The sequence below is a fragment of the Pseudomonas sp. HC1(2025) genome, assembly GCF_058742075.1.
In genome coordinates this window covers 4,662,044-4,677,717 of the sequence record NZ_CP196017.1, presented here as the reverse complement: position 1 = coordinate 4,677,717, position 15,674 = coordinate 4,662,044, and the positions used below count along the sequence as shown (strand labels likewise).

At 62.2% G+C, this 15,674-nt stretch carries 10 protein-coding genes; 5 read left to right on the top strand and 5 right to left on the bottom strand.

The genetic code is table 11. The features are described from left to right. Positions 1–174 precede the first annotated feature (174 nt). Positions 175–2,511, top strand: a complete 2,337-nt coding sequence (locus ACSSVH_RS20900) for a putative bifunctional diguanylate cyclase/phosphodiesterase (protein ID WP_170041801.1) — start codon at positions 175–177, stop codon at positions 2,509–2,511. A 186-nt stretch (positions 2,512–2,697) separates the two neighbouring features. Here the strand turns inward: ACSSVH_RS20900 and ACSSVH_RS20895 are convergent, their stop codons facing one another. From ACSSVH_RS20895 to ACSSVH_RS20885, 3 genes are all read right to left on the bottom strand, one after another. Continuing rightward, positions 2,698–5,109, bottom strand: coding sequence for a glucose/quinate/shikimate family membrane-bound PQQ-dependent dehydrogenase (locus tag ACSSVH_RS20895; RefSeq protein ID WP_172312049.1), 2,412 nt, complete (start codon positions 5,107–5,109; stop codon positions 2,698–2,700). A gap of 100 nt (positions 5,110–5,209) precedes the next feature. Then, positions 5,210–6,547, bottom strand: a complete 1,338-nt coding sequence (locus ACSSVH_RS20890; protein ID WP_492634727.1) for a carbohydrate porin — start codon at positions 6,545–6,547, stop codon at positions 5,210–5,212. Between the two features lie 840 nt (positions 6,548–7,387). Then, complete coding sequence (locus ACSSVH_RS20885; protein WP_169954492.1) at positions 7,388–9,406, bottom strand: TonB-dependent receptor; 2,019 nt, start codon at positions 9,404–9,406, stop codon at positions 7,388–7,390. A 296-nt stretch (positions 9,407–9,702) separates the two neighbouring features. On the opposite strand from ACSSVH_RS20885, the gene ACSSVH_RS20880 reads away from it, so the two are divergent. Next, the gene (locus tag ACSSVH_RS20880; RefSeq protein ID WP_057438302.1) at positions 9,703–9,936 is read left to right on the top strand and encodes a VF530 family protein; all 234 of its coding nucleotides are present in this window, start codon (positions 9,703–9,705) and stop codon (positions 9,934–9,936) included. Between the two features lie 4 nt (positions 9,937–9,940). Then, positions 9,941–10,567 carry a Pr6Pr family membrane protein gene (locus ACSSVH_RS20875; protein ID WP_172312045.1) on the top strand — a complete coding sequence of 209 codons (627 nt, stop codon included), beginning with the start codon at positions 9,941–9,943 and terminating at the stop codon, positions 10,565–10,567. Between the two features lie 106 nt (positions 10,568–10,673). Here ACSSVH_RS20875 and ACSSVH_RS20870 read toward each other — a convergent pair whose 3' ends face one another. Together ACSSVH_RS20870 and ACSSVH_RS20865 are read right to left on the bottom strand one after the other, a co-directional pair. Next, positions 10,674–11,441 carry a siderophore-interacting protein gene (locus ACSSVH_RS20870; RefSeq protein WP_492633677.1) on the bottom strand — a complete coding sequence of 256 codons (768 nt, stop codon included), beginning with the start codon at positions 11,439–11,441 and terminating at the stop codon, positions 10,674–10,676. Then, positions 11,438–12,010, bottom strand: coding sequence for a PadR family transcriptional regulator (locus tag ACSSVH_RS20865; RefSeq protein WP_169954489.1), 573 nt, complete (start codon positions 12,008–12,010; stop codon positions 11,438–11,440). Before ACSSVH_RS20865 ends, ACSSVH_RS20870 begins: the two co-directional genes overlap by 4 nt. Positions 12,011–12,532: 522 nt before the next feature. Between ACSSVH_RS20865 and ACSSVH_RS20860 the strand changes: the two genes are divergently transcribed. Together ACSSVH_RS20860 and ACSSVH_RS20855 are read left to right on the top strand one after the other, a co-directional pair. After that, positions 12,533–13,027 carry a CS1 type fimbrial major subunit gene (locus tag ACSSVH_RS20860; RefSeq protein ID WP_169954488.1) on the top strand — a complete coding sequence of 165 codons (495 nt, stop codon included), beginning with the start codon at positions 12,533–12,535 and terminating at the stop codon, positions 13,025–13,027. A gap of 119 nt (positions 13,028–13,146) precedes the next feature. Continuing rightward, positions 13,147–15,672, top strand: coding sequence for a TcfC E-set like domain-containing protein (locus tag ACSSVH_RS20855; protein WP_169954487.1), 2,526 nt, complete (start codon positions 13,147–13,149; stop codon positions 15,670–15,672). The last annotated feature ends 2 nt before the right edge of the window (positions 15,673–15,674 follow it).

Below are 15,674 nucleotides of genomic sequence, written 5' to 3'. Positions count from 1 at the left end.
GCCAGGCGCCCGCATTTATTAGGTTTACTTCTGCCCGGCTGCGGCTAATCTGGGTTTTCCAAATGCCCCGAGAGAACGGGCATTTATTTGACACCGGGTCTGCAGTCGCGAGGGATGCGTATGACAAAAGGACGCTTGAGCTGGGGCGCGGGCACGCTGCCAGGAGGCAAGCGAATGAAGTGGCGCCACGCTTTCCAGACGCGGCTGGTCGGGGTGTTGGGGTTATTGCTGCTGGTGGTGGTGGGCGCGGTGTACTTCGCCGTGAAGGTTGCCACCACCCGCGCCGTGGAAAACCAGGCCCAGGTGCAACTGGAGACCGGCAGCCGGGTGTTCGAGCGCCTGCTGGACCTGCGCGGACGGCGCCTGCAATACGGCCTGGACTGGCTGACGGTGGACGAGCAATTTCGCCGCGCGGTCGCCGAGGGCCAGCCGGCACCGATCCTCGCGGCCCTGCGCCGGCATGGCAGCGGGATCCGTTCCAGCGAGGTGTTTGTGCTGGGGCTCGATGGCCAGGTCATCGTCAGCACTCTGGCTGGCGTGCCGGCGCAGCAAGCCTTCCCCTATGCCGATGCACTGCGTCATGCCCGGCGCAACTCCCTGCAAATGTTGATCGTCGCCCTGGCCGGCCAGCCGTTTTTGCTGGTGCAGGAAGAGGTGCTGGACCCGCTGCCCATTGCGCGGGTGGTCATGGGCTTTTCCATGGATGAGGTGTTTGCCGCCGAATTGCGCTCCCTGAGCAATCTGGAGGTGTCGTTCATGAGCATGGACCAGGGGCAGCCGGGCACCCTGTTCAGCACCCAGCCCTCGGCCGACCGCCCGGCCATCATCCAGGCGCTGCAGGAATCGAGTACCGCCGAGCTGGCGCAGATGAGCGAATTGCACGGCCAGCGTTTTCTCAGCCAGGTCCTGCCCCTGGCCAACACCGGTGATGGCGGGCAAGTCATGGCCTTGCTGCAAAGCCCGCTGGACCATGCCCTGCAATCCTTTGCGCCGCTGGACCGGCAGTTTCTCGGCATCGCCCTGGCGGCCCTGCTGGTCTCGCTGGTGGGCGCGCTGTTGATGGCGCGCCGCGTGTCGCGCCCGCTCGATGCCCTGGTGCAGGCGGCCGAGCGTATTGGCGGCGGGGATTACCGCACCCCGGTGGCGGTGCGCGGCAAAGATGAGTTCGGCCTGCTGGCCCGGGCCTTCAACGCGATGCAAAGCGGCATTGCCGTACGCGAGCGGCAGTTGGCGCACAACGCCCTGCACGATGCGCTGACCGGCCTGCCCAACCGCGCCCTGGCCATGGAACGCCTGGGCAGTGCGATCAGTGCGCGGCGGCCGGTGGTGGTGCTGTACCTGGGGATTGAAAACTACCGGGTGATCAACGAAGGCTTTGGCCCCCAGGGCGTCGAGGAAATGCTGCGTGAGGCCAGCCGCTGCCTGCTGTCGAGCCTGGCGGCGGGGGATTCGGCGGCGCGCATTACCGGCAGCGAATTCCTCGTATTGCTGGAAAACACCAAGCTCGACAGCGCCGTGGCCCGCGCCGACCGCCTGTACAGCCTGTTGACCGAGCCGCAGCGGGTCGGTGGCGACGAACTGCGCCACGAAGTGAGCATGGGTATTGCCGCCTACCCCGAGGATGGCCAGCAGGTCGAAGAGCTGATCAGCCGCGCCGCCATTGCCCGTCACGACGCGGCCGCGCTGCCTGGCTATTTACAGATTTACCAACAGGACCGCGACCTCGCCCATCAACGCCAGATCAGTCTGATCCGCGACCTGCGCCGCGCCGCCATCGAAGACGAACTGTTCCTGTGCTATCAACCCAAGCTCGACCTGCGCCACGGCTATGTGCGCCAGGCCGAGGCGCTGTTGCGCTGGCAGCACCCGACCCTGGGCCTGGTATCCCCCGCCGAATTCATCCCCCTGGCCGAACGCTCCGGCAGCATGGCCAGCCTGACGCACTGGGTGATCGAAGAGGCGATCCGCCAGTTGGCAGAGTGGAGCGTGCGTGGGCTGGAAGTGCAGCTGTCGCTGAATATTTCGGTGGACGACCTGGGCGATGAAGGGCTGGCACCACGGGTCACCGAGCTGCTGGAACTGCACGGGGTGCTGGCCGGGCAGTTGATTTTCGAGATCACCGAAAGCGCGATCATGCACAATCCGGAACAGGCGTTGCGCATTCTCGAGCAATTGCGCGGCTGTGGCATCAGCCTGTCGGTGGACGACTTCGGTACCGGCTACTCGTCCCTGGCCCAATTGCAGCGCTTGCCGGTGCAGGAACTGAAGATCGACCAGTCGTTCGTGCGCAACCTCGACAGCACCAGCGGCGACGCGGTGATCGTGCGTTCGACCATCGAGATGAGCCACAACCTGGGGCTCAAGGTGGTGGCCGAAGGGGTGGAGTTCGAACCCAGCCTGAGGCTGCTCAAACAATGGAATTGCGACACCGCCCAGGGCTACCTGATCAGCCGGCCATTGAATGCCATGGCCTTTGAGATGTGGATGCGCCGCGATCGCAGCACGGTGTGACGGGCCCGGCGCGGTCAACATGTGGGAGAGGGCTTGTGTGGGAGCTGGCTTGCCTGCGATAGCGGTGGGTCAGTGCAACATATGCCAACTGATCCAGCGCTATCGCAGGCAAGCCAGCTCCCACATTTGAACGGTATTTCAAATAAAAAACCCCGGAATCCCGGGGTTTTTTGTTGCAGCTGTCGCTTAATCCGCCAGCTTGAACGCCATCACATAGTCACCCTGCTTGGTCCCCAGGGAACCATGACCGCCCGCCACGACCAGCACGTATTGCTTGCCGTCCTTGCCGGTGTAGGTCATCGGGGTGGTTTGCGCGCCCGCAGGCAGGCGGCCTTCCCACAGTTGCTTGCCGTTTTTCACATCATAGGCACGCAGGTACTGGTCGAGGGTACCGCTGAGGAAGGACACGCCACCGGCCGTGGTGAAGGTCCCGCCCAGGCTTGGCACGCCCATGCTCAGGGGGATGGGCACTGGCGAGCTGTCACGCACGGTGCCGTTCTTGTGCATCCAGATGGTCTTGTTGTTGGTCAAGTCCACAGCGGCCACATAACCCCAGGCCGGCGCCTGGCACGGCAGGCCCATGGGCGAGAGCATCGCTTCCAGGACCACGCCATAAGGGGTGCCTTTGTTCGGCTGCACGCCTTCGGTCTCGCTGACACGCGGGCCCATGGCGGCGATTTTTTCCGCCGGGATCATGGTCGACTTGAACGCCATGTAGCTTGGGTTGACGAACGCGATCTGGCGTACCGGGTCAACCGAGATGCCGCCCCAGTCGAACACGCCGAAGTTGCCTGGGTAGACGATCGAGCCTTGCAGCGAGGGCGGGGTGAACGGGCCGTCGTAGCGCAGGGACTTGAAGTCGATCCGGCACAGCAGTTGGTCGAACGGGGTCACGCCCCACATGTCACGTTCCTTGAGGGGCGGTGGCATGAAGTTGAGGTCGGACTTGGGCTGGGTTGGCGAGGTGTGATCGCCCGCGACCGCACCTTGCGGTACCGGGATTTCGTTGATCGGCACCACCGGCTCGCCCGTTGCGCGGTCGAGCACGTAGATGCTGCCTTGCTTGGTCGAGGCCATTACGGCTTGCTTCACGCCGGCGGCGGTCTTGATGTCGATCAGGCTTGGCTGGCCGCCCACGTCCATGTCCCACAGGTCATGGTGAGTGAACTGGAAATGCCAGCGCACTTTACCGCTGTCGATATCCAGGGCAGTCAGGCCGGCAGCATGCAGCTCGGAAGCCGGGGTACGGTAGCCACCGAACTGGTCCGGGGTCTGGTTGCCCATCGGCAGGTAGAGCATGCCGAGTTTTTCATCGACCGCGAACATCGACCACATGTTGGGCGAGTTGCGGGTGTAGGTCTTGCCTTCGGCAATCGGCGTGGTGTCGTCCGGGTTGCCGCTGTCCCAGTTCCACACCAGCTTGCCGGTGTGCACGTCGAACGCGCGGATCACGCCGCTCGGCTCGTCGGTGGAGACGTTATCGGTGACGTGACCGCCAATCACCACCAGGTTCTTGGTGACGGCTGGCGGCGAGGTGGAGTAGTAGCCACCGGGGGCGAACGTGCCGATGTTGGCGCCCAGGTCGACCTGGCCTTTGTCGCCGAAGTCTTCACACATCTTGCCGGTGTCGGCGTTCAGGGCGATCAGGCGGGTGTCGGCAGTCGGCAGGAAGATGCGGCGCGGGCAGGCATTGGCGGCTGGCGCAGCGGCGCCGGTGGCCGGGCTTTGCTCGGTGGCGGCATAGGCTGCGTCATCGTGATACGACACGCCACGGCAGGTCATGTGTGCCCAACCCTTGAAGTTCGCGGCTTTTTGCGTCGAGAGCTTGGGGTCGAAACGCCAGATTTCCTTGCCGGTATCCGGGTCAAGGGCAATCACCTGGCTGTGCGGGGTGCACACGTAGAGCATGCCGTTGACTTTCAGCGGGGTGTTTTCCGCAGTGGTTTCGCCGGGGTCGCCCGGGCCAGGCAGGTCGCCGGTGCGATAAGTCCAGGCCGGTACCAGCTTGTGGGCATTTTGCGGGGTGATCTGCGCCAGCGGCGAGTAACGGTCACCGAAGGCCGAGCGGCCATAGGAATTCCAGTCGCCATCGGCCTGGGCCGGCGCGGCATTGGTCATGCCCGGTACCGCGTCGCGGTCCAGTTGGCCCTTGATTTCACCGGGGTTGGTGAACTGGCTGGCGATGGCGGTTGCGCCGGCCAGCACCACGGCCACGCTCAGCGCGCCGGTGCCCAGCGGGGCGGGTTGGCCACGCAGCAGGGGACGGCGCAACCACGGCAGCAGCATGACGATGCCCAAGGCGAACAGCAGGGCCAGGCGCGGCACCAGTTGCCACCAGTCCAGGCCGACTTCCCACAGGGCCCACAGCGTACTGGCGAACAGCACCACCGCGTACAGGCCCAGCGCCGCGCGGCGCGTGGCCAGCAGCAGGAGGCCGGTCAGGGTGATGCCGATACCGGCCAGCAGGTAGTACAGCGACCCGCCGAGCATGCTCAGCTTGATGCCCCCGGCCAACAAGGCCAGGCCCATGATCAGCAGCAAGATCCCCAGCAGCCTGGGCAGCAGGCGGCTTGGACTTGAAGCACCATCAGTGCTCATAGTGTGATTCTCCGTGACGTTTAAGGTAGTCCCGCGCTTGTTCACTGTAGATGACGTTTGCGCACAGGCTTGGTTCAGGGCTAATTGCGTTTATTGCGATTCAAAAGGACGCTTGCAGCTTGATCCCGCCGACCAGCGCGTCATCCACCTGGGCGACGGCCCCCGGATGACGGATGTATTGCAGGTTCGGGCGCACGGTCAGCCAGTTGCTGACGTGCACGCCGTAATAGAGCTCGGCGCTGTATTCGGTGTCTTGCACCGGCAGGTAGGCGCCGTCGTCAAAATCGTAGAGCGCACTGGCCTGGTTGCGGGCCTGGGCGTTCTTGCGATAGGCCGGGTTGACGTGCACGCGGGCCACGGCAAAGCCGATATCGTCGCGGGCGCGGGCATCGAAGGGGCCTTTGTAGACCACACCTGCCTGCACATAGTTATCCACAGCGTTGGTTTTCTTATCGTGCATCGTCGCGTTGGCGAACACGCTCAAGCCACGGGAGTGGTCACTGGCCAGGCTGGTGACTTGCTGCTGCACACCCAGCCACACGCCATGCTTGCTGGAGGCGCTGCGATAGGCCTCGCCACTGACGGCGGCGGGTTGGTCGTGGCGGTCCTTGTACACATCGCTGGCCTTGGCGCTGCTGTAGTAGTAGCCGGCGCGGTATTCGCCCGGCAGGTCGTGGAACGTTGGCGTCCACACCAGCTCCACCGGTAATAGGGCGCCCTGGGTGCCGCTGCCGCTGAGCTTGAAGCCATTGCCGCGATCGAGGTTGGACGGGTTCTGCTCAAAGGCGCCGATTTGCGCGTACAGCTCGGGCGTCAGGTGGTATTTGACCCGCAGCGCCCATTGGCTCACCGGCCAGTTGTACCAGATGCCACCGACCCAATTGCCCACCTGGGAGCCGCAGAACGCCAGGTTCTGGAAGTCGCAGGGGAAGCTGTTGAAGTCTTCGCCTTCGCCAAAACGCCCAGCTTTGATATCCAGTTTTTGGTCGAAGAATTTCTGCTGGTACCACATCTGCGTCAGGCGCCAGGTCTGGCCACGGCCCCAGACTTCCTGGGACGAGGTAAAGCCGCCGACCCGCGGGTCGTTGATGCGGTCGTTGCTGATGTTATTGCCACTGCGCTCGGTGATCGTCAGTTGGAACTCGGCGTCGTGCCAGCCGAGGATCTTCTGCAGATCCAGGTGACTGCCGAAGGCCCACTGGTCGCTATAGCGAGCGGTGCGGTCATGGTCCGAGCCGCCGTGCAGGTTGCTGCCCATCTCGCCTGTGTAGTCGATCTTGAAGTCGTAGCCTTGCTCAGACAGCGCTGTCCGGGAACCGCCAAGATCACCCAGCATCCACGAGGACTCATGGTCAAAGGCAGGGACGGCCTGGGCGCAGTCGATCAGGCACAAAGGCAGCAGCGCAGCGCACAGGCGCAGTGTTGGGAAAGCAGGCATAGGCAAGGGCAGGTCTTAATAGTTTTTGGTTTTAGTACGCAAACGGCGGCCGGGGGATGGACGCTCGTCAGGTCTGGCTGAATGATGAAACGTTTCAGTTTGTTGCAGACAAGGATAAAGCGCCGGCTCGGGGAGAGAAAGGGCTAATCGCAAGATGGATTATTTCGGATTTGGTAACAGTCGGCGCAGATACCGCAGAGCGATGTGGGAGCAGGCTTGCCCACTCCCACAGGGGGGCTCGTTTGCAGCACGGGTTTGGCTAGACAACACAATTTAATGTGGGAGCTGGCTTGCCAGCGATAGCGTTGTGTCAGCACCGGATAAGCTGGCCGACCCACCGCCATCTCGGGCAAGCCCGCTCCCGCAGGGGGGCTCGTTTACAGCACGAGTTTGGCTAGACAACACAATTTAATGTGGGAGCTGGCTTGCCAGCGATAGCGTTGTGTCAGCACCGGATAAGCTGGCTGAGCCACCGCCATCGCGGGCAAGCCCACTCCCACAGGGGATCTCGTTTACAGCACGGGTTTGGCTAGACAACAGAATTTAATGGGGGAGCTGGCTTGCCAGCGATAGCGTTGTGTCAGCACCGGATAAGCTGGCTGACCCACCGCCATCGCGGGCAAGCCAGCTCCCACAGGGGGCTCGTTTGCAGCACGGGTTTGGCTAGACAACTCAATTTAATGTGGGAGCTGGCTAGCCTGCGATAGCGTTGTGTCAGCACCGGATAAGCTGGCTGACCCACCGCCATCGCGGGCAAGCCCGCTCCCGCAGGGGGGCTCGTTTGCAGCACGAGTTTGGCTAGACAACACATAGCTCCCACAGGCTGAACATCACTGTCTGTTAGAAGGTCGTGCGCAGGCCCACCTGCACACTACGGCCTGGCGCCGGCGCGATATCGCGCAGGATCGAGCTGGCATAGCGTACGGTCTGGTTGGTCAGGTTCTCGCCGTTGACGAACGCCAGCCACTGGCTGCCGCCCAGGTTGAAGCGATAGCCGGCACTGGCGCCCAACGTGGTGTAGCCATCGGTGCCGCTTTCGTTGCTAGGCACCCGGCCCTGGCCAGCAGCGTGCTCAACATCAATGCGCGCCTGCCAGCGATCCAGTTCCCACAGCAAGCCGCTGTTCAGACGCAGTGGAGCAATCCGTGGCAGGGCTTCGCCAGTATCCAGGTTGGTGGCGCGGGTGTAGTCGCCCGACAGTTCCAGGGCAAATTTGCCGTAGGCACTTTCGCCAAGTTTCCAGTGGTCCTGGGCTTCGAAGCCGACGAAACGTGCGCGCACACCCGAGTAGGTGTATTCCGGGATGCCATCGGCAGCCTCTTCGCCCTCGTCATTCAAGGTGCGACCGCTGTTCAGCAGGCCGATGTAGTTGGAAAAGTGGCTGTAGAACACGCCAACACTGCCCTTGTGCGTGCCATTGTCAAAGCGCAGCGCCAGGTCGCTGGCCACGGCTTTTTCCTTGGACAGCTTGGCATCGCCCACTTCATAGGTGCCGGTGGCGACGTGGGCGCCATTGGCATACAACTCGTAGAAGGTCGGCGCGCGTTCGGTGTAGCCCAGGGTCGCGGCCAGAGACCAGATCGGGGTCAGGGTGTAGACCGCACCCGACGACAGGCTGCCGGCAGTGAAGCTGCTGGAGCTGTTGGCATTGGCAAACCGCTCGTTGCCTTTGCCATCCGGGTCGACGGTGGTGTGTTCCAGGCGCCCGCCCAGGCTCAGTTTGAGGCGTTCGGTGGCCTGCATTTCTTCGAGGATAAACAGCGCGCCGGCATTGGTATCGGTTTGCGGTACGAAAGCTTCCTCGCCCAGTGCGGAAAATTCGCTACGGCTGACCTGGGCACCGACGATGCCATCGAACGGCCCCAAGGGCTGGTGCCGCGCCTCGATGCGCGCTTCATAGCCCTTGTTCTTGAAGGTGGTGCCGGTTTCGCCGCCTTCGATTTCCCGGTGTTCGTAGTCGGTGTAGCCGGCGTCGAGTTTGACCGAGGTAAACGGGCCTTGCAGGTTGCGGATCTCGGACGCGAAGGCGTAGTGCTCCTGCTGCATGCGGATGCGCACGTCCTGTTCGGCGGGCGAGCCGTAGTTGCTGTCGGAGTTGCTGTAGGACAGCCCGGCGTAACCGTCGTCCCACGTGTAGGAACCGCCCACTGCACCACTGTCCTGACGCCCGTCGCTGTTGCCCAGACGGCCGTTTTTGCCGGGGCCGTTTTCGCTTTCCGCAGCGTGGCGGCTGCGGGCGTAACCTGGGATTTTCAGGTCGTTGAATTGCCGTGCGCTGGCATCCAGGTGCAGGGCGAAGGTGCCGTTGCCGGCCTCCAGTTTGCCCGCGCTGCTGCGGGTGGTATCGGCGCCGCCGTAGCGCAGTTCGCCCGCGCCATGGATGCCTTCGATGGCTTCGGTGGGGATGCGGTTGTCGAAGGTATTGACCACCCCGCCGATGGCGCTGCCGCCGTAGAGCAGGGCGGCCGGGCCACGGACGATCTCGATGCGCTCGACGTTGACCGGGTCCAGCGGCACCGCATGGTCATACGACAACGACGAGGCATCCAGCGCGCCGACACCATTGCGCAGGATGCGAATGCGGTCGCCATCCTGGCCACGGATGATCGGGCGGCTGGCACCGGGGCCGAAGTACGACGACGACACCCCAGGCTGCTTGTTCAGGGTTTCGCCCAGGCTGCCTTTTTGTTGCAGGGTCAGGTCATCGCCTTCCAGCACGGTGCTTGGCGAGGCCAGTTGTTGGCTGCCCAGCGGGTTGCCGGTGATGACTTGGGGTTGCAGTTCCAGGGCGTGGGCCTGGGTACTGATCAGCAGGGCAGCGGCCAGCGGGGTCAGGCGCCAGAGAGGGGAGAGGGACATCGGGGGTTCCTTGGCAAAGCAGAGAGGTTGTATATGAATGGTTACAATATAACATCTCTTTTTCCTCCGGGAAGCGGAACTTTTCATAAACCCCTGTAGGAGCGAGCTTGCTCGCGAAGATCGTCAACGATGACGCGGGCAGCCTGAATACACGCAGTGCTCCTACGTTTTTCGCGAGCAAGCTTGCTCCTACATTGGTTCGGGAGTGGGCCTACAATCATGGCAATGCTTCCACCTGCCTGGCCTCTCGGCTAAGGTGCGCGGCTTCCTCTTTATTTACTTGGCAAAGGCCCGGCATGACCGCATCGAACAACAACCCCCTGCACGGCGTTACCCTGGAGCAGGTGCTCACCGCACTGGTGGCGCATTACGAATGGGAAGGCCTGGCCGAGCGCATCGATATCCGCTGCTTCAAAAACGACCCGAGCATCAAGTCCAGCCTCACCTTCTTGCGCAAGACCCCGTGGGCGCGGGAGAAGGTCGAAGGCCTGTACGTCAAGCTGATGCGCACCAAACGCCCGCTGGACTGATCCCATGAAGCGGTATGTGGCGGCAGCGGCGCTGGCCGGTTGGGCAGGCCTGGCGATCCAGCAATACTTGATCCTCTACTCACGCTGGCTGGTCGATGCCAGCCTGTTGGGCGGGTTGGTGAATTTCTTCAGTTTCTTCACGGTGCTGAGCAACACCCTGGCGGCGGTGGTGCTGAGTTATGCACTGGTGAGTCGGCCTTCGGCCGGGCGCAGTTTCTTCCTACAGCCTGCGGTCAGCAGCGGCGTAACCGTGAGCATCGTGGTCGTAGGGCTGGCCTATAGTGTGCTGCTGCGGCATTTGTGGAGCCCCGAGGGCTGGCAGTTCATCGCCGACGAACTGCTCCACGACGTGATGCCGCTGCTGTTCCTCGGCTATTGGTGGTGGTGCGTGCCCAAGGGCACGTTGCGCCTGGGGCACATCGGCTACTGGGTGATTTACCCGCTGGTGTATTTCGTTTATGTGCTGCTGCGCGGGCATGTGCTGGGGCAGTATCAGTACCCGTTTATTGATGTAGGCACCTTGGGTTATCCACAGGTGTTTATGAATGCAGGGGGGATATTGCTGGGGTTTGTGGCGGTGGCGTTGGCGATAGTAGGGCTGGACAAGCTCCCCAGGGCAACCAAGAACTAATGTGGGAGCGGGCTTGCCCGCGATTGCAGTGGATCAGTAGCAAATGTGCCGACTGATACAGCGCAATCGCGGGCAAGCCCGCTCCCACATTTTGACCGAGTGAGTCCTATTCTTCGCTGCTGCCCTCGGCCCGCCAGTAGCCCACCGCCTTGACGAACTCGTCGTTAAGCTGATGTTTATCCAGCAGCACCCGCCGAACCTGGCGCGATAGCTTGGTCTCGGTGGCGACCCAGGCATACAGCGATCCACCCGGTAGCTGCAGGTTCTCCACGGTGCTCAGCAGGTCATCGATCCCGCGCACCACCCAGATCACCTCGACATTAGCCGCACTGCCAAGCGCCTGCTTTTCATGCACATCGGCAATTTCAATCACCGCCAGCACCGTGCGCCCGGCCGGCAGTTCTTCCAGGCGTCGGGCAATGGCCGGGATCGCGGTTTCGTCGCCCACCAGCAGGTAGCTGTCGAAGATATCCGGCACGATCATCGAGCCCCGTGGCCCGCCGATGTACAGGTGTTGGCCGACGGCAGCCTGTTCGGCCCAGGTCGACGCCGGGCCGTCGCCATGCAGTACAAAGTCGATATCCAGCTCGCCAATGGCCAGGTCGAAACGCCGTGGCGTGTAGTCGCGCATCGCCGGTTGTGGGCCTTCGCCCTTGATGGCGAAGGTCGGGCTTTGCAGCGCAGCCAGTTCAGCGGCGTTCTGCGGGAACAGCAGCTTGATATGGTCATCGCTGCCCAGGCTGACAAACCCGGCCAGTTGCTCGCCACCCAGGGTGATGCGGCGCATGCGCGGGGTGATATCGACCACCCGCAGTACGTCCAGGCAGCGGCGTTTAATCTCGTGGGTGACGCGGTGGATGACGGGCTTGTTCATTCACTTTTCCCCTGTACAGGTTGGACGGCGGGGCCATCCACAATGGCTTGGGCGGTGCTGTTGAGCAGCTCCGCGACACGCGTGATTTCTGCCGGGCTCCAGCGCCCGTGGTGCAGTTGCAAGGCATGGCGCAGGTTATGCACCGCCTCGTGGATCTCCGGTGGCCGGTCATGGCCGCGCAGCGAACGCTTGCTCACGTCGATGCGCATGCGCACACCGTCCAGGGCAATTTTCTGTTCGCTCAAGAAGAGACGTCCGGCGTCGGTGATTGTGTAGCGTTTTTTCCCGCCCTCGGCGTCGCCACTGATCAATTCGCTCTCTTCGAGAAAGGTCAGGGTGGGGTAGATCACTCCGGGGCTGGGGCTGTAGGCACCGTCGAACAGCCCTTCGATCTGGCGGATCAGGTCGTAGCCGTGGCACGGCTGCTGGGCGATCAGCGCTGGCAGGAGGATTTTCAGGTCGCCGGGGGCAAAGACCCGCGGGCCTCGGCCACCGCGCTCGCGGCCTGGGCGTTTCTCGAAGCCGTCGCGGCCGTCACCGGGTTCACGGTGGGAATGATGGTCTCTCATTGTGCTGCTCTCTGTGGTTATCTAAGACATAACGTAAGATATATCTTATGGATCGAGCAATGTGTTCTGACGAACGGTAGGCTGGCACTCCTGCCTGCGGTACCCGGTCTGCCACGTCAAATAATTGCAATATCCACTACAAACTAACGAGTTCTCGGCTTAAATAAGGCGTGGAGTCTTTGCTCTAAATCGAGTGATGATTAGTTGTGCTGGTGCATGTAATACATTTCTGACGGAATGATGTTTTCAGTATGTAAGTTAAACAGGTTCCAGTTGTCTTCCATGTATGACAGTTAGTCCGTGATTTATTGAGAAATAAGGTTTTTTTCTGCCTGTGTATAAGGGCTGGAAACTACGTGTTACACGGAATTTGCTGGCTTACCTGAAGTTGAATTCGGTTGATCATTTACTTGCGTCTTAGGACTCGACTTCTTCATTGAATGTTAGGTTTTTTGCGCGGCGTGAAGTTTCGATCGACTCGAATCTTTAACTTACTTAAAAAGCACCAACAGGTATTTAACGATGCTGAAAAAAACTGCTCTCGCCCTGCCACTGGCCTTGCTGGCCGTCGCTTCCTCCAGCGTGTTTGCTGCCGGTGAAGCCACCAGCGTGATCAACATCAAGGCCTCGATTCCTACCAAGCAGTTCCACGCCCAGCCGCTGGATCCGGACTTCGGTAAGGACGAAACCATGACCTACAACACCGTCACCGGTCAGTTGAGCTCGCTGCGGGCCACTTATGCGGTAAAAAACACCGACGGTTCGATCAACGCCTACATCCAGGGTGGCCCGGCGTCCCTGACTAACGGCACTTCCTCCATTCCCCTGACCACCACCTTCAACGGCGTGACTCTGACCGCTAACCCGCAGCAAGTTGTCGATGACGCCAGCTCGACCCCAGGCACCCAGGCCGACATGGTGGTCGCCGCTGCCAAGCCAGCCGACACCGATGCGGGCCTGTTCACCACCGACTTCACCGTGGTGTTCGACCACGTGCCACGCGTCTCCAACCCTTGAGCGCGGCGCGTTGATCAATAAGTCCTGGCTTGTTGCTTGACCTCTACCGATCGACAGGCAGCCGCTGTCGGTTGATCGGTATTCAAGTCTTCCCCTGAGCGTAATCAGAGTATCCGTTCATGTTCCCGATGATTCTCATCGCGGCAGCGCTTGCCTTGTTGTTTTGTACGGGGGCGTTTGCAGCTGACGCGGCAACTGGCACAACCCCAAGAAGTTTGCTGTCCCAGGCCAAGGGTTTACCGGCGGACTTTGAAGAACATTTTTTTGATGTGCCATTGGCGGTACGGGTCGAACTGGACCAGGAGTTTGTGTCCGAGGCGATGATCGTCCTGACCCGCGATGACCGCCTGACCCTGCTGGATTTCACTGACCACGAAGGCAGTGTGATCAAGGACATCGACCGCGACCGCTGGGGTGACTACCTCAAGCAGGGCGTGTCCCTGGGCACCTGCGCCACTGATTGCCCGGAGCAATTGCTGGCAGTGCACTACAACCTGGAAAAGTCCCTGGTCACCTTGCTGACCGAGAACGCCGAGCGCGATGGCCTCCAATCCCAGTACTACACGCTGCCCACCGCAGGCAGCAGCGGCTTGATCGTGCGTAACCAACTCAATATCAGCGGCGGCCAGGGCCAGGACCTCGGCGGGCGCCTGGGCCTGGATGCCAGCGGTAGCCTGGGTAACTGGAACCAAGTCTTGAACATGCAGTTCTCGCGCCTGGGCGGGCCGGATGATGACGACCTCAACCACGCGGTGTACTCGCTCTACGGCCAGCGTGAATTGCACGGGCAATTCCTGCGCCTGGGTTACTTCACGCCCAACGCCGAAGGCCTGACCCGCCAACTGCGAACCTTCGGCGCCAGCCCCGACACCGCCGTAGGCGTGATGTATGGCAGCTCCGACAGCCTGATGATCAGCAACCCCAAGCCGAGCATCTACCCCATCTACGTCACCGCCAACCGCCAGGGTTCGGTGGAGATCTACCGCAACGGCCTGCTGATCAACACCCAGGCGGTCGGCACTGGCCTGCAAAGCCTGGATACGCGGCCGTTGCCCGGCGGGATCTATGAAGTGGAAGTGCGCCTGCTCGAAGACGGCCAGGTCACCAACACCACCCAGGAGTTGGTGTACAAGCCCAACAACTGGCGCAACCTCGACAACCGCTGGCGCTATAACGTGTTTGCCGGCCAGGAAAGCAAGCTGCTGAGCAACTGGGACAACCAGTCCAGCGGCGACCTGACCGCCGGAGCCTCGGTCAACTACCTGGCGCACCCACGGGTGGTGCTTGGGCTGTCCGGGCGCCAGGTCAAGGACAGCATGCAGTACGGCACGTCCATCGACTGGAGCCTGGCCAATAACTTCAGCCTCTACGCCAACGTCTACCAGACCGATGACTACGGCACCGGCGTGGACCTCAACAGCCTCTATAACTACGGCCTGGGCAGCGTGGTGTTCAGCCACACCCGCAGTTGGCTGGATACCCGCAACACCTACGAAACCCTGCCCGACGGTACGCGCATTCGCCAGCGCGATGTGTTTGTCGGCCAGACCAGCCTGTCGTCGGTCTCTCTCAGCCATCGCTTGAGCAACCTGCGCTCCATCAGCGCGCGGCTGTCCTACAGCGAAGGCAATGTGCAAGGTACCGGCCTGGACCTGGGCTGGAACGAACGCAGCCATCTGTTTGGCAGCGACGCCAACTGGCGCTTGTCGCTGTTCGACCGCCCGGCCAGTGCCAGCACTGGCGACAAGCGTAACCGTGGGGTCGACCTGAGCGTCAGCCTGGCCCTGGGCGGCCCAGGCGAGCAGTGGGCGGCGAGTATCGGCACGCGCACCTCCCGCGAGGGCGAACGTGACAACAATGCCTCGCTGAGCTACCGCCGCGACCTGCAAGACCACGTGCTGCAAAGCGTCTCGGGCACGGTGCTGGCCGACACCTATGGCGTGGGCCTGTCGGGCATGGCCAGCTTCCAGACCGACAGCGTCAATGGTGATGGTTTTGTCCAGCGCTCATCGTTTAACAACGACCTCACCGGTGGCCTGAACCTGGACAGCACCTTCGCCTTAGGCGGCAACCGGATGGTGCTGACCAGCCAATACTCCGGCGCGGGCTCGGGAATGATTGTCGACGTAGAAACCGATGTCGATGACATCGTCCTGCGCGCCGATGACTTGAGCGGTGGCAGCACGGTCCTGCGTCCGGGGCGCAACTTTATTCCGATCACCGCCTACAAGGGCAGCTCGGTCAGCTTCGACTTCGACGGCAACCACGCGCCTGCGGCCAGCATCCAGCCGCCGCGCGCGGCCTACCACCTGAACAAGGGGGGCGTGGACTACCGCAAGGTCAGCGTGATGCGCAGTGTCACGGTGCTCGGGCGCCTGGTGGACCCTGAGGGCAAGCCGCTCAAGGGCCATCACATCATCAACCACGCCAGCCGTGGGGTGAGCGAGGTCGACGGGTTCTTCTCCCTGGAAATGAACGCCAGCTCGCCCACCCTCGAAGTGCGCCGCGATAACCGCCTGCTCTGCCAGTTCCGCCTCGACACCAGCGGCGCGCGGGAGGCCGACGACGTGCTGATGATCGGCGACCTGCGCTGCACGCCGGACACCCTGGCCGATTCCACTTTTACCACTCAGACCGCAGGTTGAGG

What these genes read in the sequence shown, in the direction of transcription:
- ACSSVH_RS20880 (WP_057438302.1), top strand. Translation starts at nt 9,703, where the DNA reads ATGACCGCATCGAACAACAACCCCCTGCACGGCGTTACCCTGGAGCAG.
- ACSSVH_RS20870 (WP_492633677.1), bottom strand. Translation starts at nt 11,441, where the DNA reads ATGAACAAGCCCGTCATCCACCGCGTCACCCACGAGATTAAACGCCGC.
- ACSSVH_RS20885 (WP_169954492.1), bottom strand. Translation starts at nt 9,406, where the DNA reads ATGTCCCTCTCCCCTCTCTGGCGCCTGACCCCGCTGGCCGCTGCCCTG.
- ACSSVH_RS20890 (WP_492634727.1), bottom strand. Translation starts at nt 6,547, where the DNA reads ATGCCTGCTTTCCCAACACTGCGCCTGTGCGCTGCGCTGCTGCCTTTG.
- ACSSVH_RS20865 (WP_169954489.1), bottom strand. Translation starts at nt 12,010, where the DNA reads ATGAGAGACCATCATTCCCACCGTGAACCCGGTGACGGCCGCGACGGC.
- ACSSVH_RS20860 (WP_169954488.1), top strand. Translation starts at nt 12,533, where the DNA reads ATGCTGAAAAAAACTGCTCTCGCCCTGCCACTGGCCTTGCTGGCCGTC.
- ACSSVH_RS20895 (WP_172312049.1), bottom strand. Translation starts at nt 5,109, where the DNA reads ATGAGCACTGATGGTGCTTCAAGTCCAAGCCGCCTGCTGCCCAGGCTG.
- ACSSVH_RS20900 (WP_170041801.1), top strand. Translation starts at nt 175, where the DNA reads ATGAAGTGGCGCCACGCTTTCCAGACGCGGCTGGTCGGGGTGTTGGGG.
- ACSSVH_RS20855 (WP_169954487.1), top strand. Translation starts at nt 13,147, where the DNA reads ATGTTCCCGATGATTCTCATCGCGGCAGCGCTTGCCTTGTTGTTTTGT.
- ACSSVH_RS20875 (WP_172312045.1), top strand. Translation starts at nt 9,941, where the DNA reads ATGAAGCGGTATGTGGCGGCAGCGGCGCTGGCCGGTTGGGCAGGCCTG.